Source organism: Knoellia subterranea KCTC 19937 (assembly GCF_000768685.1).
Taxonomy (GTDB): domain Bacteria; phylum Actinomycetota; class Actinomycetes; order Actinomycetales; family Dermatophilaceae; genus Knoellia; species Knoellia subterranea.
The window spans coordinates 56818-79950 of record NZ_AVPK01000011.1; the positions used below are offsets into that span (position 1 = coordinate 56818).

Genomic DNA, 23133 nt, shown 5'->3' on the forward strand with positions numbered 1-23133 from the left:
TCGTTGGCACCGGAGGAAAGATGAAGGGTCCGGAGGGCACATAAGCCTCCGGACCCTTCAGGTTCCCTCATGGGGAGCAAATGTTGGGGCGGTCGGTCCGCTCTCAGGCGGGGCGGGGGGCGTCGGGGTCGACGCCGTCCGGGACGAGCTCGTCCTCGGCACGCACCTGGCCGGTGATGTCGCGGTCACGACGGTCGACGCCGGTGATGAGGTGGAACGTCGCTCCGGCGATGGCGGCACCGATGATCGGGGCGAGCCAGAAGAGCCACAGCTGGCCCGGGGCGCCGTTGCCGTTGAAGAAGGCCACACCGGTCGAGCGGGCAGGGTTGACCGACGTGTTGGAGATCGGGATGGAGATGAGGTGGATGAGGGTGAGGCAGAGACCGATGGCGAGAGGTGCGAAGCCGGTCGGAGCACTGTCGCGGGTCACGCCCAGGATGACGTAGACGAAGAACATCGTCAGCAGCACCTCGGCGCAGAGCACCGCCACGAGCGAGTAGCCGCCGGGGGAGTGCGCGCCGTAGCCATTGGCCGCCATGTTGCCCGTCGCGTCGAAGAGTTCGCGGCCGCCCGCGATGGCCCACAGCGCGCCACCGGCAGCCAGACCACCGAGGACCTGGGCGACGACGTAGCCGGGGACGTCCTTCCACTCGAAGCGCCGGGCGATGGTCACGCCGATCGTCACGGCCGGGTTGAAGTGGGCACCGGAAACGTGCCCCACGGCATACGCCATCGTCACGACGGTCAGACCGAAGGCGAGCGCAACACCGAGGAAGCCGATGCCGAGGTGAACCGGGGACCCCGAGCCGAGCGTCGGCGTCGACAGGAAGCCGGCGGCGAAGATCGCGGCGCCACATCCGCCGAAGACGAGCCAGAACGTGCCGATGAACTCCGCGAGGAGGCGCTTGGACATCTCAGGGGTCTGCATGTCGCCCATTCTGGCCCACCGGGCGGGCGCGATGGGTGATCCGACACAGCCGACCGGTAGCGTTGCCGCCGTGAAGATCTCGGTTGTCGGCCTGGGGTACGTCGGCCTGTCCAACGCAGTTGTCCTGGCGCAGCACCACGACGTCGCAGCCGTCGACCTCGACGCCGAGCGCGTCGCCCAGGTGAACCGTCGCGAGTCGCCGCTCGTCGATCCCGAGCTCGAGGACTACCTCGCCAACAAGGAGCTGTCGCTCACGGCGACGACGTCGGCCGATGAGGCCCTCCCGGGGTCGGACTACGTCATCATCGCCACCCCGACGGACTACGACCCGGTCAAGGACTTCTTCAACACCTCGTCGGTGGAGTCGGTCATCGGGTCCGTGGCGGAGCTCGCACCCGACGCGACGGTCGTCGTGAAGTCCACGGTGCCGGTCGGGTTCACCGAGCGGTTGCGGGCCGCTCACCCCGAGCTCGATGTCGTCTTCTCGCCGGAGTTCCTCCGTGAGGGCCGGGCGCTCTACGACAACCTCCACCCGAGCCGCGTCGTCATCGGCGGACGCTCCGACGCGGCAGTGCGCTTCGGTCAGCTGCTCGTCGAGGGGGCCCTCGACACGGATGTGCCCGTGCTGCACACGGATCCGACCGAGGCCGAGGCGATCAAGCTCTTCGCGAACACGTACCTCGCGATGCGCGTGGCGTACTTCAACGAACTGGACACGTATGCCGTGTCGCACGGTCTCGACACCCGTTCCATCATCGACGGGGTCGGGTTGGACCCCCGGATCGGGACGCACTACAACAACCCGTCGTTCGGTTACGGCGGCTATTGCCTCCCCAAGGACACCCGCCAGCTCCTCGCGAACTACAGCGACGTCCCTCAGAACCTCATCCGCGCCATCGTCGACTCCAACACGACCCGCAAGGACTTCATCGCGACCGACATCCTGGGTCGCCAGCCGAAGGTCGTCGGGATGTATCGCCTCATCATGAAGGCGGGCTCGGACAATTTCCGGGTGTCGAGCATCCAGGGGATCATGAAGCGGATCAAGGCCAAGGGCGTCGAGGTCGTGCTCTACGAACCGGCGCTCGACGAGGATTCGTTCTTCAACTCCGAGGTCATCCGCGATCTCGACGAGTTCAAAAAGCGGGCGGACGTCATCGTCGCCAACCGCAGCAGCGACGTCCTCGACGACGTCGCCGACAAGGTCTACACGCGCGACCTCTTCAACCGCGACTGAGGCAGTCAGCGCGCGGGGACGCCCTTGACCGTCGTGCCCGGCGCCACCTCGCGGGTCACCACGGCTCCTGCCCCCACGACGGCACCCGCTCCGACGGTCAGGTTCTGCAGCACGGTCGCGTTGGCACCGACGAGCACCTGCTCCCCGACGGTGACGAACCCGGAGATGCAGGCCTGGGGGTTGAGCCGGGAGTAGGCGTCGAGCCTGGAGTCGTGCCCCACCGTGACGTTCTGGTCGATGTGGACGTGCTCGCCGACGGTGATGTTGGTGCTGAGGCGGGCACCGGCCGCGATGACGACCCCTGCGGCGAGGCTCACGTCGTGACCCACGGTGGCGTCGGGGTGGACGAGCGTGGCCCAGTCGCAACCGTCGTGGGCTGCGGCGATGCGGGCTCGGGTGGCGGGATCTCCGATGGCGATGACGACGGATGCCGACGCACTGTGCACGACCTCGGAGAGGGACGCCACGGGACCGAGCACTGCCACTCCGAGCCGTTCCAGGTGCGCTCGAGGCACGTCTCCGGGCCCGTCGTCGACGACCCCGAGGAGGTCCCATGTCGGCGCCACCGCGTTGATGGCGCGCACGATCTCGATGACCTCACGACCGAAGCCCCCGGCACCACAGATGACGAGCGGCCTCATGCCCCGGACCCCCGGAACTCCTCCATCGTCGCCTGCCCCTCGGCGCTGATGCCTTCGCGACGAAGGACGGTGCCGATGGTGCGGCCGATGATGCGCAGGTCGAGGGCGAGGCTGCGGGTGTCGACGTACTCGACGTCGAGCGCGAGGCGCTCCTCCCACGTGATGGCGTTGCGTCCGGACACCTGCGCCAGACCCGTGAGGCCGGGGCGGACCTCGTGGCGGCGCGCCTGCTCGGGTGAGTAGCGCTCGAGGTAGCTCACGAGGAGCGGTCGCGGGCCGACGAGGCTCATGTCGCCGCGGACGATGTTCCACAGGGTTGGGAGCTCGTCGAGGCTCGTGGCCCGCAGGAACCGTCCGAGTCCGGTGAGCCGCTGCTCATCGGTGACGAGGCCACGGGAGGTGTCGACGGATCGCATCGTCCGGAACTTGCGCATCGTGAACACCTCGCCGTGCAGGCCGGGGCGCTCCTGGGCGAAGAGGACCGGCGAGCCCATCGAGCGGCGAACCGCCACGGCAATCACGGCCTGGATGGGCAGGCTCACGAGGAGGGCAGGAGTGGTCAGTGCGAGGTCGAGCGCGCGCTTGCCGAGGCCACTCGAGGTCATGACGCGCCCAGGTGCCGCCGCAGCGAGGCGATGACCCGGTCGATGGCGTCCTCGTCGAGCTCGGAGCCGGAGGGAAGCGTCACCCCGGTGGAGAAGAGCCGCTCCGACGTGCCGGTCACAGCGGCGCGGGAGCCTGCGAACACCGGTTGGAGGTGCATGGGCTTCCAGAGGTGACGGGCCTCGATGCCATCGGCGTCGAGGCCGGCCATGAGCTCGGTCGGGGTCACCGTCACCGTCGCCGGGTCGAGGAGCACCGCCGTGAGCCAGTGGTTGTCCTCCGCGTCGCCGCCCTGGTCGCGCCCCAGGAAGGTGAGGCCGGCGACGTCGGCCAGCCCGACGGCATACCGTTCCCTGATGGCGCGGCGGCGCTCGATCATCGAGGGAAGCCGCTCGAGCTGGGCCATCCCCAGCGCCGCGAGGATGTTGGAGAGCCGGTAGTTGTAGCCGATGTCGGTGTGCTCGTACCACGGCACGGGCTGGCGGGCCTGCGTCGAGAGGTAGCGGGCCCGGGCGATCAGCTCGCCGTCGTCACTGAGGAGCATCCCGCCACCGGACGTCGTCATGATCTTGTTGCCGTTGAACGACAGGGCAGCGGAACGACCGAACGAGCCGGCCCCGCGGCCCCTGTGCGTCGCACCCAGGGCTTCGGCGGCGTCCTCGATGAGCGGCACGTCGAGCTCGGCGAGGGCAACGGTGAGTGCTGTGTAGTCGCAGCACCGCCCCATGAGGTCGACGGTCATGACCGCAGCGACGTCGACACCCTCGGACCGCAGGGTCCGCACTGTGTCGAGGAGCAGGCCGACGTCGACGTTGGCGTCGTCACCGGAGTCAACGAGGACGAGGTCCGCTCCGGTGTAGGCCACCGCGTTCGCCGACGCCGCGAAGGTCATCGACGGCAGGACGACGGCGCGGCCCGGCCCGGCTCCGATGTCGAGCAGCGCCAGGTGCAGGGCGGCCGTGCCGGACGAAAGGGCGAGCGCGTGCTCCACCCCGACGAACTCGGCAATCGCCGCCTCGAAGCGATCCACCATCGGCCCCAGCGGGGCGACCCAGCCCGAGCGGAGGGCCTCGAGGACGTACTTCTCCTCGAGCTCCGACACGTGGGCGCGCGAGAGATGGATGCGTTCGGGCATGGTTCGAGGCTAACCGGCGGGCAACTACGATTTCGGGTGATGCGCATTGTTACAGCCAACGTCAACGGAATCCGTGCCGCTGCCCGCCGTGGTGGCCTCGACTGGCTGGCTCGGCAGGACGCCGATGTCATCGCCCTCCAGGAGGTGCGCGCGTCGGACGAGCAGTTGCTCAAGGTGCTCGCCGACGGCGGGCTGGGCGAGTGGCACGTGAGCGCGGCGGAGGGCCGCGCCAAGGGGCACGCCGGCGTCGCGGTCCTCACCCGACGGCAGCCGACGCGCGTCTCGAGCGACGTGGGTCCGGTCGAGTTCACCGACGTCGGTCGCTGGATCGAGGTCGAGCTGCCCAGCGACCACGGCACGGTCACCGTCATCTCCACCTACGTCCACACGGGCGAGGCGGAGACCCCGAAGCAGGACGAGAAGTTCCGCTTCCTCGACGCTGTCGGCGAGCGTCTCGCGTCGCTCGCCGAGAACGGCGGGTATGCCGTCCTCACCGGTGATCTGAACATCTGCCACTCCGCGGACGACCTGAAGAACTGGAAGGGCAACGTCGGCAAGGCGGGCTTCCTCCCGGAGGAGCAGGCCCATCTCGACCGGTGGATCGGCGACCACGAGTACGTCGACGTCCAGCGTGCGCTCCACGGGCCGGGGCCCGGCCCCTACACCTGGTGGTCGTGGCGCGGGAAGGCGTTCGACAACGACGCCGGCTGGCGGATCGACTACCAGTTCGCGAGCCGCGCTCTCGCGGAGCGGGCGACGCGTGCGGACGTCGGCCGCGCGGCGGCATACGCGGAACGCTGGAGCGACCACGCCCCGGTGACCGTCGACTACGACGTCACTCTGGACTGACGCGATCCGCAGAACCGGAGGCGGTGACCGAGAACGACTGCGGCACACCGAGATTCGCGTTCTCGAAGGCGGTGGCGATCGCACTGGACAGCCGATCCACGTCGTCGGTGCGCACCAGCGCGATCGCCGAGCCACCGAAGCCGCCGCCGGTCATGCGGGCGCCCAACGCACCCTCGGCCACGGCGGTGTCGACGACGAGGTCGAGCTCGGTGCAGGACACCTCGTAGTCGTCGCGCAGCGACTCGTGCGACGTGACGAAGAGACGCCCCACCTCGGCCAGGTCGCCCTCCCGCAGCGCGTCCACGACGGCGTCGACGCGGGCTATCTCGGTGACGACGTGGCGCACGCGCCGCCGCAACTCGTCGTCCGGGAGTCGCCCGAGCGCCCCCTCGAGGGCATCGGGTGCGATCTCGCGCAGGGTCTCGACGCCGAGGATCTCTGCGGCCCGCTCGCAGGCGTCGCGGCGCGCGCCGTACTGCCCGTCGGCGAGCGCGTGACTCGCCCGCGTGTCCGTGACGAGGAGGACGAGGCCATGAGCCGACAGGTCGAACGGCACGTGCGAGTGCGTGCCGTCGCGGCAGTCGAGGCGCAGCGCGTGGGCCTCGCGGCAGTGCATCGCGGCGGCCTGGTCCATCCCGCCCGTCGGGGCGCCGGCGACGTCGTTCTCCGCGCGCTGGCACGCCTCCGCCAGGATCGATCGTCCGGCTCTGGTCTCGAGCAGGTCCAGCCCGAACAGCTCCGACACCGCTGCGGCGACGGAACATTCGAGTGCCGCGGAACTCGACAGGCCGGCCCCGAGGGGCACCCGGCCGTCGATGACGACGTCGAGTCCGCGGACGGCATACCCGGCTTCTCGGAGAGACCACACGACACCCGCAACGTATGCCGTCCAGTCACCCGGGTGCCCGGGCGCCACGTCGTCGATGCGCACCTCGACCGACGAGCCCTCCTGGAGCGAGTGGATGCGCAGGAGGTCGTCGTCCCGGGCGCTCGCGGCGCAGAGGGTGCGCTGGGGGAGGGCGATCGGCAATGCGAGCCCGCCGTTGTAGTCGGTGTGCTCGCCGATGAGGTTCACCCGACCGGGGGCGGACCACACGCCGTCGGGTGCGCTGCCGAAGATCGACGCGAAGGTCTCGAGGAGGTCGGGCACGCCTGTGAGTCTAGGCAGGGACGTTTGACACAATGACGCGCATGTCCGCACCCCAGGCCCCTCACGGCGCTGCCCGGATCCTCTCCGGGATGCAGCCGACCAGCGACTCGCTCCACCTCGGCAACTACCTCGGGGCGCTGGTCAACTGGGTGAAGCTCCAGGACGAGTTCGACGCCTACTACTTCGTCGCGGACCTGCACGCGCTCACCGTGCCGACCGACCCGGCCGTGCTGCGCGAGCGGACGCGCAAGACGGCAGCCCAGTTCATCGCGGGCGGCGTCGACCCCGAGCGTTCGGCGGTGTTCTGCCAGAGCCACATCACCGAGCACGCCGAACTCGGCTGGGTCATGAACTGCCTCACCGCCTTCGGTGAAGCGAGCCGCATGACGCAGTTCAAGGACAAGACGGCCAAGGGGCAGAACGCCAACGTCGGCCTCTTCACCTATCCGATGCTCATGGCGGCCGACATTCTCATGTACGACGCGGCGTACGTCCCCGTCGGCGAGGACCAGCGCCAGCACCTCGAGATCACGCGTGACCTGGCCGAACGCTTCAACACGCGTTTCGGCGAGGGCGGGCTCGTCGTGCCGGAGCCCTACATCGTCAAGGGCTCGGCCAAGATCCAGGACCTCCAGGAGCCGACCTCGAAGATGAGCAAGACGACGTCCGGACCCAAGGGCGTCATCGACCTCATGCAGGACCCGGCGAAGATCGCCAAGAACATCCGGTCCGCCGTCACCGACACCGAGGCCGAGATCCGCTACGACCTCGAGAACAAGCCGGGAGTGTCCAACCTCCTCGTCATCCACTCGGTCCTCTCCGGGACGGCGATCCCGGACCTCGAGGCGTCGTTCGCTGGCCGCGGCTATGGCGACCTCAAGAAGGAGGTCGCCGACGTCGTCGTCGCGGCCATCGAGCCGTTCCAGAAGCGGATGACCGAACTCCTCGACGACCCGGCCGAACTCGACCGCATCCTCGCGTCCGGCGCCGACCGGGCCCGCGGTGTCGCGCAGGCCACCATGACGCGCGTGCGCGAGCGCGTCGGACTCCTGCCGGCTGCGCGTTAGGGTCGAGCACATGCCCACGCATGGAGTGGCGATCACGGTGCCCGAACCCCACGGGACCGTGCTCCAACACGCGCGTGAGCGGGTGGGTGACCCGTTGGCACGCTTCATCCCGCCGCACGTGACCCTGCTGCCGCCGACCGAGATCGACGCGCCCTCACTCGAGGAGTTCGGCGAGCACCTCGAGGAGGTCGCGGCGCAGCACGCGCCCTTCCGGATGACGCTGTCGGGGACCGGGACCTTCCGTCCGCTGTCGCCGGTCGTCTTCGTCCAGGTCTCCTCCGGCATCTCGCAGTGCGAGCTGCTCGAGACCGCGGTGCGGCGGGGTCCGGTCGAGCGCCAACTGGAGTTCAACTACCACCCGCACGTCACGATCGCCCACAACCTCCCCGAGGGGCAGTTGGACGAGGCTTTCGAGTCCTACGACGACTTCCGGGCGACCTTCGACGTGGAGTCCTTCGAGTTGTTCCACCAGACCGATGACGGAGTGTGGCGCCCGCTGACGTCCTACGCACTGGGGGGTTGATCGTGGATCGCATCAAGCAGCTGTGGGCTGCCCTGCAACGGACCCGTCTGTGGCGGGCGTGGAAGCGCTACGGCGACGCCCGGGGCAACCTGCTCGCCGGCGGTGTCACCTACTTCGCGTTCTTCTCGATCTTCCCGGCGGTGGCGCTCGCCTTCACGGTGTTCGGCATCCTGCTCCAGGACAACCCGCAGTGGCTGGGGCAGATCCGGGACTACCTCAACGACACCCTGCCGGGTTTCATTGACGACGGATCGGGCAACGGGCTGATCCCGCTCTCGACGCCCTCGGGAGACACCCTCACGATCACTGGTCTCGTCGGCGTCGCGGGCCTGCTCTGGGCCGGCCTCGGCTGGCTCGGTGCGCTGCGCGACGGCATCCGGGCCGTGTTCGGTGCCGAGGGAGAGCCGGGGAACTTTGTCACCAACAAGCTGCGCGACCTCGGTGTCCTGCTGCTGCTGGGGCTGGCGATCGTCGTGTCGGCTGCCATCACCGGCATCGCCGGAGCCGCCACGTCGTGGATCGCCGACCAGATCGGACTGGGTGGTCAGGCGTGGCTGCTCAGCCTCGTCGCCTTCGTCGTCGGTGCGTTTCTCGACGGCCTCGTCGTCCTCGTCATGCTGCGGTTGCTGTCGGGAGTCGACGTGCCGTGGCGCGGACTCGTCAGTGGGGCGGTCGTCGGCGGCGTGGGTCTCACCCTGCTCAAGGTGCTCGGCACGACCCTCATCGCGGGGACGACGCGGAACCCGCTCTTCACCTCTATCGCCCTTGTCGTCGGCCTGCTGGCCTGGCTGAACTTCATGTCGCGGATCATCCTGCTGGCGGCCGCGTGGAGCGCCAATTCCCTTGAGCCACAGGCGGTTGCGGACCTGTCCGAGGGGCAGCGCGTCAAGCTGACGGAGGGGCCGGAGTTGCCCCGTCACGCGCACATCCCGCCAGAGTCCAACCCGGCGACGCGTCACGCGGACGCCGTCGTCGTTCCTCCGGCCAGCCGCGCCGAGGATCGGGTCAACCTCGCCCTTGGGGCGGCCCTCGGCGCGTCGGCCGCTGCCGGCCTCGGGATCGCCGGACGGGCCCTGCGCCGGATCACCTCGCGACGCTGACGCGACTCAGGCGCGGTGCCGGCCCGCGTGCGCCGGGACTCGGCGGCGCCGGCCGATGCGACTGCCGAGGATGAGCAGCACGAGCAGGCCGGCGCCGGCCACGGGAAGCAGTGTCGGCGTCACCGCGCCGGACGGCTGGGCGAGGGTCGCGGTGACCGACGAACCCTGGCCACGCCCCGACGCCTGTGCGCTCTTGGACTGCCCGTCCCGCTCTCCACCGGTCGGTGGTGTCGGCACCTCGCCGCGATCGACGAGCCGCCCCACGGGTGCAGCCCTGTCGCCATACGCGAAGGCCCAGTCCAGCAGCGACGCGGCGGGTCGCCAGGCGCTGCTCTCGGTGCCGTACATCTCGGTGACGATGTAGGTCTTCTCGCCACGCCTGGCCGCGCCGATGAACGTGCGGTGGGCGGCCTTGGTGTAGCCGTTCTTGACGCCGATCGTGCCGGGATAGTTCCACAGGAGCTTGTTGTGGTTGCCGATCGCGTAGGTGCTGCGGCTGCGCGATGCCCGAGTGGTCACCGACGGGAACGCCGCGGTCTTCGCTGTGGCGAGCTCGACGTAGGCAGGCGTGTTGATCGCCTCCCGTCCGAAGAGTGCGAGGTCGTAGGCACTGCTGTGCTGACCGGGGGCGTCGAGGCCGCTCGGATCCGCGACGACCGTGTCGTGGGCGCCGAGCTCTGCGGCGAGGGCGTTGAGCTCCGTGACGGTCTTGTCGAGGCCCCCGTTGAGAGCGGCCAGACCGTATGCCGCGTCGTTGGCCGACGACATGACGAGGGCCTGGAAGAGCTGCTCGGCGGTGTAGGTGGCCCCGACCACCATGCCCACGCGAGTGCCCTCGGCGTTGACCTCGGTCGGGGTTGCCTCGAGGACCGCGTCGGGCTCGAGCCGCGGCAGCAGGTGGATCGCCGTCAGCGTCTTGAGGGTGCTGGCCGGGAGGAGGTGGGCGTGCGGGTTCTTGGCCGCGATGATGTCGCCGGTCTCGGCGTCGGCGACGACCCAGGCGACGTCCGCCACCTCGGGTGGGGCCGGAACCCCACTGGGCAGGTCGGTGATGACGGCATTCATCTCGGCCAGCCGTTCGCCGCCCACGCTGAGGGCCGGGTCCAGGGTCGCGGTGATCGTCGGGAGGACCCGAGCCGTGGGCGTACTCGACGGCGTCGGCGTCGGCGTGGGGGTTGCCGCGGCCAGCGGTGCCCCTGACACGAGACCCGTCGTCACGAGGACGGCCGCGCTGAGTGCACGAGCGGGGATTCGGGCCACCGAGCGACCCTACGTGACGTCGCAGGGTCAGGCGGCGCGTACCGTCCGAACTTCCCGAGCCGCCTCGTAGTGGCCCACCAACCGCTGGGTCAGGCTCTCCCACGAACGGCCGCGCACCATCTCCTCGGCACGCGCCCCCATCGTCGAACGCCACTCCGCATCCCCGACGAGGGCGTCGACGTGGTCGTGCAGCGAACCGCGCTGGTCGGGGTCGAAGAGGAGCCCCGTGCGGCCGTGGTCGACGAGGTCGAGCGGCCCCCCGCGCGCCGGCGCGACGACGGGCAGGCCGAACGCCGCCGCCTCCTGGAGGGTCTGCCCGAACGTCTCGCGCGTCCCGGTGTGGACGAAGACGTCGAACGCGGCATACGAGCGGGCAAGGTCGTCGCCGGACTGACGGCCGAGGAAGACGGGGGAGCGGTTAGGCCGTCCGGGCATCGAGGCGACGGCCTCGGTGAGCTGGGCACCGATCTGTGCACGATGGGGGCCGTCACCGACGATGACGAGGCGGGTTCCGGGGATCTGGGCGACCTCGGTGAGTCGCCACAGCTCCTTCTCCGGGGCGAGTCGTCCGACGTAGCCGAGGAGCACCTCACCGCCGGGGGCGAGGGCGCGCCGCAGCTCGAGAGTGCTCGGGTCCGTGCGCCAGCGCGGTGAGAACAGGCTCGTGTCCACGCCTCTGGCCCACAGGTCGGTGCGCGGCACGCCGTGGGCCCGCAACTCGTCGAGCGTCGGTCGGGACGGGGCGAGGGTGAGGTCGGCGTGCGCGTGCATGCGGCGAATCCAGCGCCACGCGGCATTGGCGGCACCGACGCCGAGACGACCGGGACCGTGCTGCTGGATGTAGCTCGGCATGTCGGTCTGATAGATCGCGACTGCCGGGGTGTCCATGTGGTCCGCGAGCTGCAGCGCCCGTGCCCCGAGGACGAACGGCGACGCCGCATGGATGACGTCCGGCTCGAACTCCTCCAGCGTCCGGCGCAGCGCCGGGGTCGGGACGCCCGTCGGGAACTGCCGCACCGAGATCGACGGCAACCCGCGCACCCGGAACCCCTCGAACGTCGCGGGGGCGGGGCCGGGCGCGATGATGAGGGCCTCGTGGCCGAGCGCGCGCAGGGACTGGGCCACCCGGCATACGCTCGTCGTGACGCCGTTGAGCGTGGGGAGGAAGGACTCCGTCACCATGGCTACTCGCATGGAACAACGGTCCCGAGCGTGTGTGCTGTCCGGGCGGCGTGCGGTGGTGTGTCAGGTGGCGGCTGGATGAACGTCCGGCTGCGGTCACACGTGGGGGAGCGTGACGAGGAAGACCTCGCCGCTGCCCGTCACGGTCACGTCGTGGTCCCGGGCGGAGAGGTATGCCGCCCGCACCGGTTCCAGCGCGAGGTTCCGCTCTGCCGTCGCGAGCGTGACATCGCCGTGGAGGCTGAAGACGATCCGCGGCGTGCCGTTCCCGGGAAGCACCACGCCGTCCGGTGAGCGGAGCCGGCGCAGGGCGAACCGATCGGAGTGGCTGGGGAAGCGTTCGGTGCCGGGCAGGTCGGGATCGGGTTCGGCGTGCCCGGCACTGCCGTCGGCCGCGGGGTCGACGATGCGCAGCAGCTCGGGGATGTTGATCTCCTTGCTGGTCAGGCCGGCCCGCACGACGTTGTCCGAGTTCGCGAGGACCTCGACCCCGAGGCCACTGACGTAGGAGTGCAGGACGCCGGCCGGCACGTCGATGTAGTCACCGGGTTCGAGGACGCGGTGGTTCATGAGCAGCAGCACGGCGAGGCCGATGTCGTCCGGGTGGGCCTCCGCGACCCGCACGATCGCGGCGCACTGGTGGCCCTCCTCGTCGGCGCTCGCGGACACCCGCACGCATGCGGCCACGAGTTCGCGGGTGAAGTCACGGTGCTCCGCTGCGGGGGTCGCGAGGAGGTCGGCGAGCAGGGCGTGGACCGGGTCCGGTGCGGTCGCCGCGGCGTCGACGAGAGCGGTGAGGCGGGGGACGTTGAGGCGCTTGGCGAGCGAGGCGACCTCGGCCTGGGTCCGCATGCCGACGAAGACGCGGAAGGGTGAGATGGCGACGAGCATCTCGGGCTTGGCCCAGTCGTCGACGTAGGTCGCGTCCTCGTCGCCGTTCGCTCGGTCCTGGGCGCGGACCTCACGAGCCTGCTGGGCCGTCGGGTGCGCCTGGATGGAGATCGCGCGGCCCGGCGCGAGGACCTTGAGGAGGAAGGGCAGACGACCCTCGTATGCCGTGCAGCAGTCCGCGCCCATCTCACCTTCGGGGTCGGTGCGGATGACCTCGGCGAGCGTGGTCGCGACACCGTCGCGGGTGATGCCGCACGGCCCGCTCTCGTGCGCGCCCATCCACAGCTCGGATTCGGGTTCGGCGCTCGGAATGGGGCGACCCTGCAGGCTGGCGATGGATACGTGCGACCCCCACGCGTCGGTGAACAGCACCGGCTCCAGCAGATCCATCGGGCCATCGTAGGTGTCGGTGTGGCTACCCTGACGGCCATGTCAGAGATTCCGGGGTTCTGGGCAGTCGTCCCTGCCGGGGGAGCGGGAACGCGCCTGTGGCCACTGTCGCGGGCGGGGCATCCGAAGTTCCTCCACGACCTCACCGGGTCGGGGCGGAGCCTGCTCCAGGAGACGGTGGACCGGGTCGCGCCACTGGCCAATGACCGGGTCGTCGTCGTGACGGGCGCGGCGCACGCCGCAGCGGTGCGCGAGCAGCTCCCGTCGCTGGGCGACGGGCAGGTCCTGGCCGAGCCTGCCCCGCGGGACTCGATGGCCGCCATCGGTCTGGCGGCCGCGGTGGTCGAGGCCCGGGACCCTGAGGCGATCATCGGCTCGTTCGCGGCCGACCATGTCATCCCGGATGCCGACGCCTTCCGAGCGTGTGTCGAGGAGGCCGTCGAGGTCGCCCGCGGTGGCCGCGTCGTGACGATCGGCATCGAGCCGACGCACCCCTCGACGGGCTTCGGCTACATCCAGATGGGTGCGCCCATCCCGGGTGTGGCGACCGCTCGCAGAGTTCGGCAGTTCGTGGAGAAGCCCGATGCGCGACGCGCGGCGGCCTATCTGGCAACGGGTGAATTCCGTTGGAACGCAGGCATGTTCGTGGTTCGAGCAGCAACCCTGCTCGACCTCCTGCACCGGTGGCACCCCGAGTTGGCCGACGGCGTGCGCGCCATTGCTGCTGAGCCGGAGCGGCTCGACGAGATCTGGCCGACGCTCGAGAAGATCGCCATCGACCATGCCGTCGCCGAGCCGGCCGCAGACATCGGCGTCGTCGCGGTCGTCCCCGGGGATTTCGCGTGGGACGACATCGGGGACTTCTCCAGCCTCGCCTCGCTACTGCCCGAGCCGGACTCCGGACCGCGCGTGCTCGGCGACCCGGCGCTCGTGCACTCGGTCGACGCGACCGGACTGGTCTCACCGCGAGGTGGGCGGCCGGTGGCCGTGGTCGGGCTCGAGGACGTCGTCGTCATCGACACCGGTGACGCGGTGCTCGTGACGTCGCGGGAGCGGGCCCAGGACGTCAAGAAGGTCGTCGAGCAGCTCAAGGAACTCGGTCGGGGCGACCTCACCTGAGCCAATCGGCGGATTGTCCCGTCGCAGTGTGCCCACGGGTGGACGATGGAGATCGTGGCCACTTCTTCCACCGCCGGAGTCCGTGCCGTCGACCCTCCCGTCCCGCTGGGTCGGATCGCGGCAGCACGAGAGCTTGGACGCGACGCTCTCGGCACCTTCGACACGGTCTGGCGTGGGCACGGTGACGTCGTGCGCCTCGAGGTCGGGCCGCCCGGCGTGGGCCGGACGCTGCTCGTCCTCAGCAGCCCGGATGCGGCCGCGACGATCTTCGGCGGGACGACCTGGCGAACGTTCACCAAGGACGACGACGTCTACGCCGAGATCCGCGGGTGGCTCGGCGACGGTTTGCTGTCGGCTCAGGGTGAGGAGTGGACGCGGCAGCGCCGGTTCGTCCAGCCCGTCTTCACCCACGCGGCCGTGGACGGCTACACCGACCTCATGGTGGGCGAGATCGAGGAGGTCATCGGTCAGCTCCGTCAGGGTGGCGACATCGACCTCGGCGACACGATGATGGGCCTCACCCTGAGGGTGGTCGTCCGCGCACTCTTCGGTGCCGTGGGCGACGACGCGATCCCGACCGTGCGCACAGCATTCCCCGAGTTGTCGGAGGTCGTCATCAGGCGGGGCCTGGCACCGGTGCGCACACCCCGGGCGTGGCCCACCCCGCGAAACCTCCGGGGGCGCGCCCACCAACGGCAGTTGTGGGCGCTCTGCGACCGGATCATCGCCGAGCGCCGCGCCTCAGAGGGAGCTGACTCCGATCTGCTCGGCCGACTGCTCGCCGCTCGTGACGGTGCGGAGTCCCTGAGCGACAGAGAGATTCGCGACCAGGTGCTCATCTTCCTCCTCGCCGGGCACGAGACGACCTCGACGGCACTCACCTATGCGCTTCACCTGCTCGGACGGCACCCGGACATCCAGGAGCGGGTCCACGAGGAGGTGGCCGAGGTTCTCGGCGATCGCCGGCCGACGGCGCGTGACGCCGGAGCCCTGACCTACACGACGGCCTGCCTGAAGGAGGCCATGCGGCTCTACCCGTCGGCGCCGATCATTGGTCGGGTCGCGTCGGAGGACACCGTCGTCTCGGGGGTCGACGTCGCGCGCGACGACATCGTCATCGTGGCTGTGCGCAACATCCAGCGGCACCCGGACCACTGGCCCGAACCCTTGCGCTTCGATCCCGATCGCTTCCTCGATGGCGCCGACGCGGGTCGGCACAGGTACGCGTGGATGGCCTTCGGTGGCGGTCCGAGGGCGTGCATTGGGCGGTACTTCTCGATGACCGAAGCACTGCTCGTGCTCGCCATGTTGCTGCGGGATCATCGGGTCGAGGCTCTGGCGGAGCCGGATGACCTTCCGGTCACGGCCGCCATCACTCTGGCACCCGCCGAGCCGGTCCACGTCCGGCTCCACCCTCGCAGGCTCAGGTGAGCTCGAGGTCGCGCCGGCGGTGGGCCCAGAGGCCGACACCGATAAGCAGCGCGGCGACGACAAGTTCGACGGCACCCGGCACGAGGTCGAAGGACTCGCCCGGTACCCCCGGCAGGTGCCAGAACGGCGAGACCGCCTGCACTGCGTCCGGGAGCCGGAGCGTCTCGCCGAGCAGGACCTGGAGGCCGGAGGCGGCCGCGAGCGCCCACGCGAGCAGTGAGACCCGCGGCGCGAGGCCGACGACGGCCGCGGCGAACGCGACCACGAGAACGAGTGCCGGCACGTAGGTGAGCTGGTCGCCGACGACCCGCATCGCGTTGTCGGCGTCTCCGCCGGCGAGTGCGTACCCAGCCGCCAGACCCAGACCCATGAATACGGTGATGGCCAGCGAACCGAGGACCGCAACGGTGATGACGGCACCCATCCACTGCGTGCGCGAGGCACGTGTCGCGAGGACGTGCTCGACCCGGTTCGACTCCTCCTCCGATCGCAGGCGGAGCACGGCACTCACCCCGAATCCGGTGGCGACGACCGCCATGAAGAGGAGGACATAGCGGAGGAACGCATCGATGATCACGCCTTCGGCGTCGGACCCGGCCCCGATGTAGTCGGCGATCTCAGGGTTGCTCTCGAGCAGGTCGGGCACGGTCGGGATGACCGCACCGTAGACGACGGCGAGGAGGGCCAGCCCGACCGCCCATCCGATGAGGCTGCCGCGCAGGAGTCGGGCGGCCAGGCCGAGGGGTGAGGCGAGCATGGCGGATGCACGTGGCCGCCCGGGCCGGGGGTGGACGAGGCCGCCGGCGAAGTCGCGCCGTGTTGTGAGCCTGGCGGCGAGGGCCACGAGCGCCGCGGTCACGACGACGAGCAGTGCCGCCGGCCACCAGCGCTCCTCGCCGAAGGCGTTGAGTGCCTGGGCCCACCCGAAGGGTGTCAGCCAGACGAGGGCGTTGTCGCGCATCGCGCCGAGACCACGGAGGAGATAGCCGACGGAGACGGCGGCCCCGGCGATGGCGAGAGCGCCGCGGGCGGACGTCGAGAGCTGGGCCGCGACAAGGGCGACGGCGGCGTAGCAGACACCGAGGAGGGTCAGACCCGCGCCATACGCGAGGGTTCCCGTCGTGTCGAGGCCCGCACCCAGCATCGAGCCGGTCGTCACCGCCCCGACGAGCAGAGCGGCGAGCACTCCGTAGCCCAGTCCGGCGACCGTGGCCGCGTGTCTGCCGAGGACGGTCGACCGGAGCAGTTCGGCACGCCCGGTCTCCTCCTCGGCCCTCGTGTGGCGGACCACGAGGAAGGTCACCATGAGGCAGACACCGAGTTGCGCCACCTGCGAGATCTCGTTGGCGGTGATGCCGCCGATCGTGTCGATGCCCGCTTGCCGGCCCGACATGAGCAGGCTCACCGGGCTCGCCCCGACGCTGGCGGCGTAGCCGGCAACCTTCTCCGGGGTGTCGTAGACGCCCGGCACGGCCAGCGCGCTCGAGGCGATGATGCCCCCGAGCCCGATGACCCACAGGGGCAGCCGGACTCGGTCCCGACGAAGGATGAGTCGCGCCAGGTGGCCGGTGCCGGTCAGACCACCGCTCATGCCGCACCCTCACCGGTCGGGTCGCTCGGGATCTCCTCGCCGTAGTGGCGGAGGAACAGCTCCTCGAGGGTCGGTGGGTGGGCGGTCAGCGAGCGCAGGCCGAGACGCGACAGTGCGGCGATGGCGCCGTCGAGGTGGTCGGAGTCGACGTCGAACGTCACGCGGCCGTCGTGGACTTGCGGCTGGTGGACGCCGGGCAGGTCGGCCAGGCCGGCCGCCGGCGCGGCGGTCTCGGCGATGACCGTCGTCCGTGTGAGGTGGCGGAGATCGGCCAGGGTCCCGGACTGCACGACCCGGCCCTGCTTGATGATGCTGATCGAGGGGTTGCGCGGCGACCGTAGTCGCGAACTCGTGGTGTGGGCCAGCATGACGATCGCGGAGAGTCTGATCCCCCGCTGGCTGGTGCAGTTGCGCCAGCGACAGCAAAGCGAGGGCTACCGGGCGACGGCAGTGAGTCTCCATGCCTCCAACAGCCGAGACGTGGTCGAAGCGGTTCGCGCAGGAACAGCCCACGTGGGCTTCGTCGAGGGAGTCGAGGCGCCGGCGGCGGTGCGGTCTGTGACCGTCGCCCAGGACGAGCTCGTTCTGGTCACGGCGGCCGGCACACCGCTGAGTCGACGACGCACCCCTCTATTGCCCGACGAGGTGGCAGAACTTGCGCTGACCAGTCGTGAGCAGGGCTCGGGAACCCGCGAGGTTCTTGAGATCGCCTTGGCCAGGCATGGCTTGGTGGTGGGCGACCCGGAGGTGGAGCTCACCACCGCGACCGCCGTCCGCGAAGCGGTCCTTGCCGGCAGCGCACCGGCGTTCCTCAGCCGTCGCGTCGTCGCACGGGACGTGGATTCCGGGAGCCTGAGCGTCGTGGCGGTCTTGGACCTCGATCTGCGACGGTACTTCCGCGCCGTCTGGGTCGGAACCAAGAGCCCGCCGGCCGGGGTAGTGCGTGACCTCGTCGCGATCGCGCGTGCGGTTGAGCGCTGACCACCAGGGCGCCTACACACGAATTGGTGGCCCACGAAGTGGAGCCGGATGCGGGCACATGGCTCACCGCTGGTTCGGCATAGGGTTTCCCTTGTGACGTCGCCGCCGCATGTACGAGATGAGCAAGCGTTCCCCCTCCCGGTGGCCGCCGGATTCGCGGGCATCTGCCTGGCTGTCGGTGTTGCGCCCGTGGGCTGGAGCGGACACCGTGCTGCCTGACCCTGCCAGCAAACGAGCGCGCGTCCACGACGACCCGGTTGGCCGCTTGAACGAGCTGGCCGAACGGTGGCGGTTAGAAGGTCCGAGCAATTCCAGGTTCGTGCCCTGGTTCGACCCCGACGGTGCAGGAACTAAGGCCCAGGTGCTGCTACTGATGGAGGCGCCCGGCCCCAGAACGATCGCCGCGGGCGACCTCGGCTTCAGCTCGCTCGACAACGACGATCCCACCACCCGACAGGTTCACCGGGCGCTGACCTCCTCCAATCTCGACCAGGCTCGCTGCCTGCGGTGGAACGTCGTCCCCTGGGCCCTGACCGGACCTGAAGGTCGACTCCGCGCCCCCCGGGTCGATGACCTGGAAGATGCCCGGCCCGCCTTGAGCGCGCTGCTCGCCGAACTGGTCGACCTCCGGGTGGTCGTGCCCTTCGGCGGCGCGGCACTTGAAGGGTGGATGAGGTACCTCACGCTCGCCGAGCACCCGGTCGTCGTCCCGACCCTGGCCGTTCCCCATCCCTCACCTGCCAACGGACACCGGCGCCAGGAAGCCCTCCAGCGAACCACCGCCGCTCTGGAACGAGCCGCAGATCTCTGCCGGTGAGCGGCCCACTCCCTGGTGCGAAGCCAATTGCCGCCGACCCCTCGTAGGCACCTTCGGCCGCCAGGCGACCTACTGTGGCGGACATGCTCGGGACCCTGAGGCGAACCGCAATGACAATTCTCGTCGTGCTGGCCCTCGCCAGCTGCGGAGGGGCACCCGAGACGACCAGCAGCCCGGCTGGCGACTCCTCGGGGCAGACGATCTCTGTGGCCGGCTCCCTAGCGCTGAGATGGGGCGAGGGCGACTACGGGGTTGTCCTCGCGCATGGCGCCGCCTTCAACGCGGCCAGTTGGGAGGAGCTAGCCGTCGCGATCGCCGACCAGGGAGCGAGCGTGATCGCTGTCGAGGACATCGACCCCGATGCGATTCGCGACGCCGTGGAACAGCTACAGGGCGAGGGAGTCGCCGACGTCGCGCTCGTCGGGGCCAGCGCTGGGGCCGACGCCATCCTCGATCTCGCGAGCCAGGACCCAGAGCTGGCCGATCAACTGATCCTGCTGTCGCCGAACGCAACGGTCGAGGGGCTCGGGGAGGAACCGAAGCTCTTCGTGGCCAGCAAGGACGAGCCCGTGGCCCACGTCTCGACGGAGTTGGCCGAGTCTTCGCCCGGTGAGGAGAACGCGGTGATGATCCTTCCGGGCTCGGCCCACGCGCAGAACATCTTCGCCACCGACCAGGCCGGACCGGTCCTCGACGCGATGCTCCAACGCCTCAAGCGCTTCGCTGCCCCGTGAGCCCCCACGGAGCCGTCGTGCACGGCGCGACACGGTGAACCGATCCCGAAAGCGGGTCGTACCCAAACCCGTGAGGTCGCTACGCCCTGGCTCGTGGGCACCCGGTAGGTCGGCCGAGGCCGACGAGCGGGTGCTGACCGAGCTCTACCTACGACACGGAACGGCGCTGATGACCTTCGTGCTGCGCCTGGTCGATGACCGGGGCCGGGCCGAGGACGTCGTGCAGGAGACGATGCTGCGCGGCTGGCGCAACCTGGACAGGATCGATCCGAGTCGCGGTGAGCCGCGGGCCTACCTGTTCGCGGTGGCCCGCAACCTGGTCATCGACCTGTGGCGCGCCGACGAGCGCCGCCCACGACTGATCGGCGACGACGACACCGTGGCAGCCCAGTCGGTCGGTGACCGCGCCGACGCGCTCGTCGACGCCTACGTCGTCGAGCAGGCACTGGACCGGCTCTCACCCGAGCACCGGGCCGTGGTCGACGAGCTCTACTACCGCGGCGCCACCGTCACCGAGGCCGCCAGCACCCTCGGGCTCCGCCCGGGCACCGTGAAGTCACGCTCGTACTACGCGATCCGCATCCTGCGGACCGCATTCGAAGAGATGGGAGTCGAGCGATGAACCAGCACGAGGAGGACCGCGCCCACAACCGGCTGCGCGAGCTGCTGGGCCCCTACGTCCTGGGCGGTCTCGACGCCGACGACCGGGCCCGGCTCGAGGCCCATCTCCCGACCTGCGCGTCGTGCCGCGACGAGCTCGCGACGAACGCCGGGCTACCGGCGCTGCTGCGGGCCGGGGCGCCGTCATCAGCACACCGCGAAACCTCCGATGCTGCCTTGGGTGACGCGATCGGAGCCCTGCGGACCCGTCGTCGACGTCGCCGGCTGCTCCTCACCGCTGCCGCCGCGGTCGTGCTGGTCGCGGGAGCGGGTGTCGGCACGGCGGTGGTCCTCGAACCCGACGCACCCGTCGCTACGACTCTCGCCCTGAGCGCACCGGCGGGAGTGAGCGCCACCGGTGCGGCCTCTTTGAGCGCCAAGCCGTGGGGCACGTCGGTCGAGCTCGACCTGCGGGGGCTCCCACAAGACGAGCAGTTCGTCGCCTGGCTGGTCTCACCCGAGGGAGAGCGCCAGCAGGTCGCCACCTGGGGATCGACCGGCAACGGCGAAGCGCACGTGACCGGGGCCTCGGCGTTCGTCACGCGCGATGTCGCCCAGGTGCGAGTCACCGACTCCGACGGTGATCTCGTGATCTCCGCCACCACTCGGTGAACCGATCCGCCGAAGACGGCGTACCCCTGCCTGACACCCGACGAAAGGGACCCACCATGAAGAAGATGACCACTGCCCTCACCGCCCTCACCGTGACCGCGGCGCTCGGCGGCACCTACGCCGCCACCGCCGGTGGGGCCTCCGCCGCCCCTGGGCCTGGGCACCGCGACCGCCATGACGCGGCCAAGTCCGTGGACGTCGAGATCCTGGCCCCCGCACGCGGCGACAACGCCGGCATCGCCGGAGCCGGGTGGTTCGTCGACCTCGACATCGAGTTCGACGACACCTCGCTCGCAGGCACCGGCTTCACCGCCAACCAGTTGACCGGGCCGGCCGCGCACAACAACACCGCTCCCTTCCCCGGTAGCTTCTCGACCGGTGCCGACGACCGGATGCCCGGTTTGGTCGTGCTCACCAGCACCACCAACAGCACCCTCCCCGGCTTCTCCGGGCCCGGAACCAACCTGGCCAACCTGTTCAACCTCACCGGAGTCACCGACCGCTCCAAGAACGACGTCGAGCTCTGGGACACCTGGATCGTCGGCGCCCCGATCGCCGGCAAGGACGTCACCACCACGCTGACCGTTGCCGTCATCGACGACCTCAACCACGACGGCATCTACAACGACGCACCCGCCGTCGTCACCGACCAGAACGCCGACGGACGCATCGACCGCCGCGACCTCGAAGCCATCGGCGTCGCCTCCAAGGTCGAGACAGTCGACTTCCGTATCAACGGCGCCCCCGCATGAGAGTGATCCGTCCGGCTCCGTTGGACCGACCCCAGGTCTCGCGACACGTCCTGAAGGCTCTGATCGTCCCTGTCCTCTTCCTTCTAACGGCCTGTGGGTCTTCGTCGGAGCAGCCCTCGTCCTCGCCCGCCCCCGTCTCGTCCGCTACGCCGGACGGCGCGTCGGGTGATGTGCTGCCGGAGGGGGTGGCCTACACCGTGGCGGACTACGCATTCGCGCCGCTCACCGTCGCGCCTGGCCAAGAGGTCGAGGTCGTCGACAGCGACGCCGAAGCGCACACCCTGACCGCGATCGACGGCTCCTTCGACACAGGCAGCTTCGACAACAGCTCGCCGGGCACGTTTACCGCTCCTGACAAGCCCGGGACCTACGACTTCGTCTGTGAGATCCACCCGTCGATGACCGGCACTCTGACCGTTCAGTAATGAAAAACCACACCAAGGAGATCACCATGCGTAACCTGACCGCGCGGCGCAGCGCCGCTGTCATCTCGAGCCTGTTCCTGGCTTTCGTCCTGGCCGGCTGTGGTAGCGACGACGAGTCGTCCACCGCTGTCCCCGCCGAGGATTCTTCCACCACGACTACCGGCACGGTCGAGGCAGCCGACCAAGACGGTGACGGCAGCACCCTGACCGTGAGCTCCGTCAGCCTCGAGGGTGTCGAGCAGGGTTGGATCGCAGTGCACAGTGACGTCGAGGGCAAACCCGGACCGGTCGTCGGCACCGTCCAGGTCGAGCAGGGTGAGAGCAGTGACGTGGTCGTCGAGCTCGACGACACCGTCGCCACCGGCGACTACTGGCCGATGCTGCACGTCGACGACGGCGAGATCGGGGCCTACGAGTTCCCCGATGTCGAAGGCGTCGACCTGCCGGTGCTCGACGGCGAGATGCCCGTGATGCAGAAGCTGACCCTGACCGTCAGCTGACCTGCGTGGTCCCTGAAGATCACCCGGACTCACGAGTGCAGGGACGCCGCCAAGGGTCGTCGCCCCAGCGGCGACGACCCTTGCCTGCAGGGCGAGCTGGTCGTTTAGCCGTGCTTCGCGTCAGCATCACGGGGAGCACCCGCGGAAGTACCCCGAGGAATTTCGGGGCGTGCGATCCCATGGCCGTCGACCGACAACGTGAGCTGGCCAGATGTCCGCGGTCGAGGAGCACTCGCCCTGATGATCATTGACCGGTCGCACAGCACCGGATCTCAGCTCGTCATCGATCTTTCTTGGCATGGTGCTCGTCCTCCTGGACTCAAACAGGAGCGGCATCAAACCTCCGGCGCGTGACCCCATTCCGCAAGCGCCTGCGAACGGGTCTCCTGGGACCTCGGACGATCAGCTCGCCCAGAGACTGCACCAGTTCCGAAGGTGGTTGGGATGTGGACTCGTCGGCTCACGTCGAGGCTGCGGCGTCGGGGACCCTTGACTCGCCCTGGGTCTGATGGAGGCTCGGGCTAGGTCAAGTCCCGGGTAGTGGTGTAGCGGCTG

The 23133-nt window shown here is 69.9% G+C and carries 25 protein-coding genes; 15 read left to right on the top strand and 10 right to left on the bottom strand.

Features of this window, described 5'->3' with window-relative positions; all coding sequences use genetic code 11:
- Positions 1-103: 103 nt before the first annotated feature.
- Positions 104-937, bottom strand: a complete 834-nt coding sequence (gene aqpZ / locus N803_RS15300; RefSeq protein WP_156969815.1) for an aquaporin Z — start codon at positions 935-937, stop codon at positions 104-106.
- 61 nt (positions 938-998) lie between these two features.
- On the opposite strand from aqpZ, the gene N803_RS15305 reads away from it, so the two are divergent.
- Positions 999-2165 carry a nucleotide sugar dehydrogenase gene (locus tag N803_RS15305; protein WP_035906913.1) on the top strand — a complete coding sequence of 389 codons (1167 nt, stop codon included), beginning with the start codon at positions 999-1001 and terminating at the stop codon, positions 2163-2165.
- A 5-nt stretch (positions 2166-2170) separates the two neighbouring features.
- Here N803_RS15305 and N803_RS15310 read toward each other — a convergent pair whose 3' ends face one another.
- Genes N803_RS15310 through N803_RS15320 form a run of 3 tightly spaced genes read right to left on the bottom strand, consistent with a single transcriptional unit; the run spans position 2171 to position 4544 of the window.
- Positions 2171-2806: a NeuD/PglB/VioB family sugar acetyltransferase gene (locus N803_RS15310; RefSeq protein ID WP_035906915.1), complete on the bottom strand. Its 636-nt coding sequence runs from the start codon at positions 2804-2806 to the stop codon at positions 2171-2173.
- Positions 2803-3411 carry a sugar transferase gene (locus N803_RS15315; RefSeq protein WP_035906916.1) on the bottom strand — a complete coding sequence of 203 codons (609 nt, stop codon included), beginning with the start codon at positions 3409-3411 and terminating at the stop codon, positions 2803-2805. The genes N803_RS15310 and N803_RS15315 overlap by 4 nt, the downstream gene beginning before the upstream one ends.
- The gene (locus N803_RS15320; RefSeq protein WP_035906918.1) at positions 3408-4544 is read right to left on the bottom strand and encodes a DegT/DnrJ/EryC1/StrS family aminotransferase; all 1137 of its coding nucleotides are present in this window, start codon (positions 4542-4544) and stop codon (positions 3408-3410) included. The genes N803_RS15315 and N803_RS15320 overlap by 4 nt, the downstream gene beginning before the upstream one ends.
- Positions 4545-4583: 39 nt before the next feature.
- Here N803_RS15320 and N803_RS15325 point away from each other — a divergent pair, with 39 nt between their 5' ends.
- Entirely contained in the window at positions 4584-5393 is an 810-nt protein-coding gene (locus N803_RS15325; protein WP_035906957.1) for an exodeoxyribonuclease III, read from the top strand.
- On the opposite strand, the gene galK is transcribed toward N803_RS15325, so the two are convergent.
- Positions 5380-6543 (bottom strand): galactokinase, encoded by a 1164-nt coding sequence (gene galK, locus N803_RS15330; protein WP_035906920.1) that lies wholly within the window; start codon positions 6541-6543, stop codon positions 5380-5382. The genes N803_RS15325 and galK overlap by 14 nt on opposite strands.
- A 32-nt stretch (positions 6544-6575) precedes the next feature.
- Here galK and trpS point away from each other — a divergent pair, with 32 nt between their 5' ends.
- The 3 genes from trpS to N803_RS15345 are packed head-to-tail and all read left to right on the top strand — an operon-like array spanning position 6576 to position 9233.
- Entirely contained in the window at positions 6576-7610 is a 1035-nt protein-coding gene (trpS, locus tag N803_RS15335) for a tryptophan--tRNA ligase (RefSeq protein WP_035906922.1), read from the top strand.
- A gap of 10 nt (positions 7611-7620) precedes the next feature.
- Positions 7621-8133, top strand: coding sequence for a 2'-5' RNA ligase family protein (locus N803_RS15340; RefSeq protein WP_035906923.1), 513 nt, complete (start codon positions 7621-7623; stop codon positions 8131-8133).
- A 2-nt stretch (positions 8134-8135) separates the two neighbouring features.
- Positions 8136-9233 (top strand): YihY/virulence factor BrkB family protein, encoded by a 1098-nt coding sequence (locus tag N803_RS15345; protein ID WP_035906924.1) that lies wholly within the window; start codon positions 8136-8138, stop codon positions 9231-9233.
- 6 nt (positions 9234-9239) lie between these two features.
- On the opposite strand, the gene N803_RS15350 is transcribed toward N803_RS15345, so the two are convergent.
- The 3 genes from N803_RS15350 to manA form a co-directional block, all read right to left on the bottom strand.
- Positions 9240-10493, bottom strand: coding sequence for a D-alanyl-D-alanine carboxypeptidase family protein (locus N803_RS15350; protein ID WP_052112356.1), 1254 nt, complete (start codon positions 10491-10493; stop codon positions 9240-9242).
- Between the two features lie 27 nt (positions 10494-10520).
- Positions 10521-11687 carry a glycosyltransferase family 4 protein gene (locus N803_RS15355; RefSeq protein WP_035906925.1) on the bottom strand — a complete coding sequence of 389 codons (1167 nt, stop codon included), beginning with the start codon at positions 11685-11687 and terminating at the stop codon, positions 10521-10523.
- 84 nt (positions 11688-11771) lie between these two features.
- A complete protein-coding gene (gene manA, locus N803_RS15360) occupies positions 11772-12956 on the bottom strand; it encodes a mannose-6-phosphate isomerase, class I (protein ID WP_035906926.1) in 1185 nt (394 codons plus the stop codon).
- Positions 12957-12995: 39 nt separating this feature from the next.
- Between manA and N803_RS15365 the strand changes: the two genes are divergently transcribed.
- Both N803_RS15365 and N803_RS15370 read left to right on the top strand, forming a co-directional pair.
- Positions 12996-14075: a mannose-1-phosphate guanylyltransferase gene (locus N803_RS15365; protein WP_035906928.1), complete on the top strand. Its 1080-nt coding sequence runs from the start codon at positions 12996-12998 to the stop codon at positions 14073-14075.
- 54 nt (positions 14076-14129) lie between these two features.
- A complete protein-coding gene (locus N803_RS15370; RefSeq protein WP_169743108.1) occupies positions 14130-15506 on the top strand; it encodes a cytochrome P450 in 1377 nt (458 codons plus the stop codon).
- On the opposite strand, the gene N803_RS15375 is transcribed toward N803_RS15370, so the two are convergent.
- Positions 15499-17097 (bottom strand): ABC transporter permease, encoded by a 1599-nt coding sequence (locus tag N803_RS15375; RefSeq protein WP_035906933.1) that lies wholly within the window; start codon positions 17095-17097, stop codon positions 15499-15501. The genes N803_RS15370 and N803_RS15375 overlap by 8 nt on opposite strands.
- The gene (locus tag N803_RS18955) at positions 17094-17465 is read right to left on the bottom strand and encodes an ATP-binding protein DrrA1-3 family domain-containing protein (RefSeq protein ID WP_052112357.1); all 372 of its coding nucleotides are present in this window, start codon (positions 17463-17465) and stop codon (positions 17094-17096) included. The genes N803_RS15375 and N803_RS18955 overlap by 4 nt, the downstream gene beginning before the upstream one ends.
- Between N803_RS18955 and N803_RS15385 the strand changes: the two genes are divergently transcribed.
- The 8 genes from N803_RS15385 to N803_RS17675 all read left to right on the top strand — a co-directional run bounded on the left by N803_RS15385 (position 17464) and on the right by N803_RS17675 (position 22578).
- Positions 17464-18078: a LysR substrate-binding domain-containing protein gene (locus tag N803_RS15385; RefSeq protein WP_245617320.1), complete on the top strand. Its 615-nt coding sequence runs from the start codon at positions 17464-17466 to the stop codon at positions 18076-18078. The genes N803_RS18955 and N803_RS15385 overlap by 2 nt on opposite strands.
- A 109-nt stretch (positions 18079-18187) precedes the next feature.
- Positions 18188-18895 carry a uracil-DNA glycosylase gene (locus N803_RS18110; RefSeq protein WP_084764599.1) on the top strand — a complete coding sequence of 236 codons (708 nt, stop codon included), beginning with the start codon at positions 18188-18190 and terminating at the stop codon, positions 18893-18895.
- 110 nt (positions 18896-19005) lie between these two features.
- Positions 19006-19629 (top strand): alpha/beta hydrolase, encoded by a 624-nt coding sequence (locus tag N803_RS18765; protein ID WP_211253533.1) that lies wholly within the window; start codon positions 19006-19008, stop codon positions 19627-19629.
- A 130-nt stretch (positions 19630-19759) separates the two neighbouring features.
- A complete protein-coding gene (locus N803_RS15400) occupies positions 19760-20251 on the top strand; it encodes a sigma-70 family RNA polymerase sigma factor (RefSeq protein WP_035906936.1) in 492 nt (163 codons plus the stop codon).
- Positions 20248-20901, top strand: a complete 654-nt coding sequence (locus tag N803_RS15405) for a zf-HC2 domain-containing protein (protein WP_035906937.1) — start codon at positions 20248-20250, stop codon at positions 20899-20901. Before N803_RS15400 ends, N803_RS15405 begins: the two co-directional genes overlap by 4 nt.
- Before the next feature lie 56 nt (positions 20902-20957).
- The gene (locus N803_RS15410; RefSeq protein WP_035906938.1) at positions 20958-21653 is read left to right on the top strand and encodes a hypothetical protein; all 696 of its coding nucleotides are present in this window, start codon (positions 20958-20960) and stop codon (positions 21651-21653) included.
- Positions 21654-21838: 185 nt separating this feature from the next.
- Positions 21839-22078, top strand: a complete 240-nt coding sequence (locus tag N803_RS15415; protein ID WP_211253534.1) for a cupredoxin domain-containing protein — start codon at positions 21839-21841, stop codon at positions 22076-22078.
- A gap of 26 nt (positions 22079-22104) precedes the next feature.
- A complete protein-coding gene (locus N803_RS17675; protein ID WP_156969817.1) occupies positions 22105-22578 on the top strand; it encodes a DUF7282 domain-containing protein in 474 nt (157 codons plus the stop codon).
- The last annotated feature ends 555 nt before the right edge of the window (positions 22579-23133 follow it).

Excerpts from the sequence above, each read along its gene's own strand:
- aqpZ (WP_156969815.1), bottom strand. The coding sequence starts at position 937 with ATGGGCGACATGCAGACCCCTGAGATGTCCAAGCGCCTCCTCGCGGAG.
- N803_RS15310 (WP_035906915.1), bottom strand. The coding sequence starts at position 2,806 with ATGAGGCCGCTCGTCATCTGTGGTGCCGGGGGCTTCGGTCGTGAGGTC.
- N803_RS15315 (WP_035906916.1), bottom strand. The coding sequence starts at position 3,411 with ATGACCTCGAGTGGCCTCGGCAAGCGCGCGCTCGACCTCGCACTGACC.
- N803_RS15320 (WP_035906918.1), bottom strand. The coding sequence starts at position 4,544 with ATGCCCGAACGCATCCATCTCTCGCGCGCCCACGTGTCGGAGCTCGAG.
- N803_RS15325 (WP_035906957.1), top strand. The coding sequence starts at position 4,584 with ATGCGCATTGTTACAGCCAACGTCAACGGAATCCGTGCCGCTGCCCGC.
- trpS (WP_035906922.1), top strand. The coding sequence starts at position 6,576 with ATGACGCGCATGTCCGCACCCCAGGCCCCTCACGGCGCTGCCCGGATC.
- N803_RS15340 (WP_035906923.1), top strand. The coding sequence starts at position 7,621 with ATGCCCACGCATGGAGTGGCGATCACGGTGCCCGAACCCCACGGGACC.
- N803_RS15355 (WP_035906925.1), bottom strand. The coding sequence starts at position 11,687 with ATGCGAGTAGCCATGGTGACGGAGTCCTTCCTCCCCACGCTCAACGGC.
- manA (WP_035906926.1), bottom strand. The coding sequence starts at position 12,956 with ATGGATCTGCTGGAGCCGGTGCTGTTCACCGACGCGTGGGGGTCGCAC.
- N803_RS15365 (WP_035906928.1), top strand. The coding sequence starts at position 12,996 with ATGTCAGAGATTCCGGGGTTCTGGGCAGTCGTCCCTGCCGGGGGAGCG.
- N803_RS15375 (WP_035906933.1), bottom strand. The coding sequence starts at position 17,097 with ATGAGCGGTGGTCTGACCGGCACCGGCCACCTGGCGCGACTCATCCTT.
- N803_RS15385 (WP_245617320.1), top strand. The coding sequence starts at position 17,464 with ATGACGATCGCGGAGAGTCTGATCCCCCGCTGGCTGGTGCAGTTGCGC.
- N803_RS18955 (WP_052112357.1), bottom strand. The coding sequence starts at position 17,465 with ATGCTGGCCCACACCACGAGTTCGCGACTACGGTCGCCGCGCAACCCC.
- N803_RS18110 (WP_084764599.1), top strand. The coding sequence starts at position 18,188 with ATGTACGAGATGAGCAAGCGTTCCCCCTCCCGGTGGCCGCCGGATTCG.
- N803_RS18765 (WP_211253533.1), top strand. The coding sequence starts at position 19,006 with ATGACAATTCTCGTCGTGCTGGCCCTCGCCAGCTGCGGAGGGGCACCC.
- N803_RS15405 (WP_035906937.1), top strand. The coding sequence starts at position 20,248 with ATGAACCAGCACGAGGAGGACCGCGCCCACAACCGGCTGCGCGAGCTG.
- N803_RS15410 (WP_035906938.1), top strand. The coding sequence starts at position 20,958 with ATGAAGAAGATGACCACTGCCCTCACCGCCCTCACCGTGACCGCGGCG.
- N803_RS17675 (WP_156969817.1), top strand. The coding sequence starts at position 22,105 with ATGCGTAACCTGACCGCGCGGCGCAGCGCCGCTGTCATCTCGAGCCTG.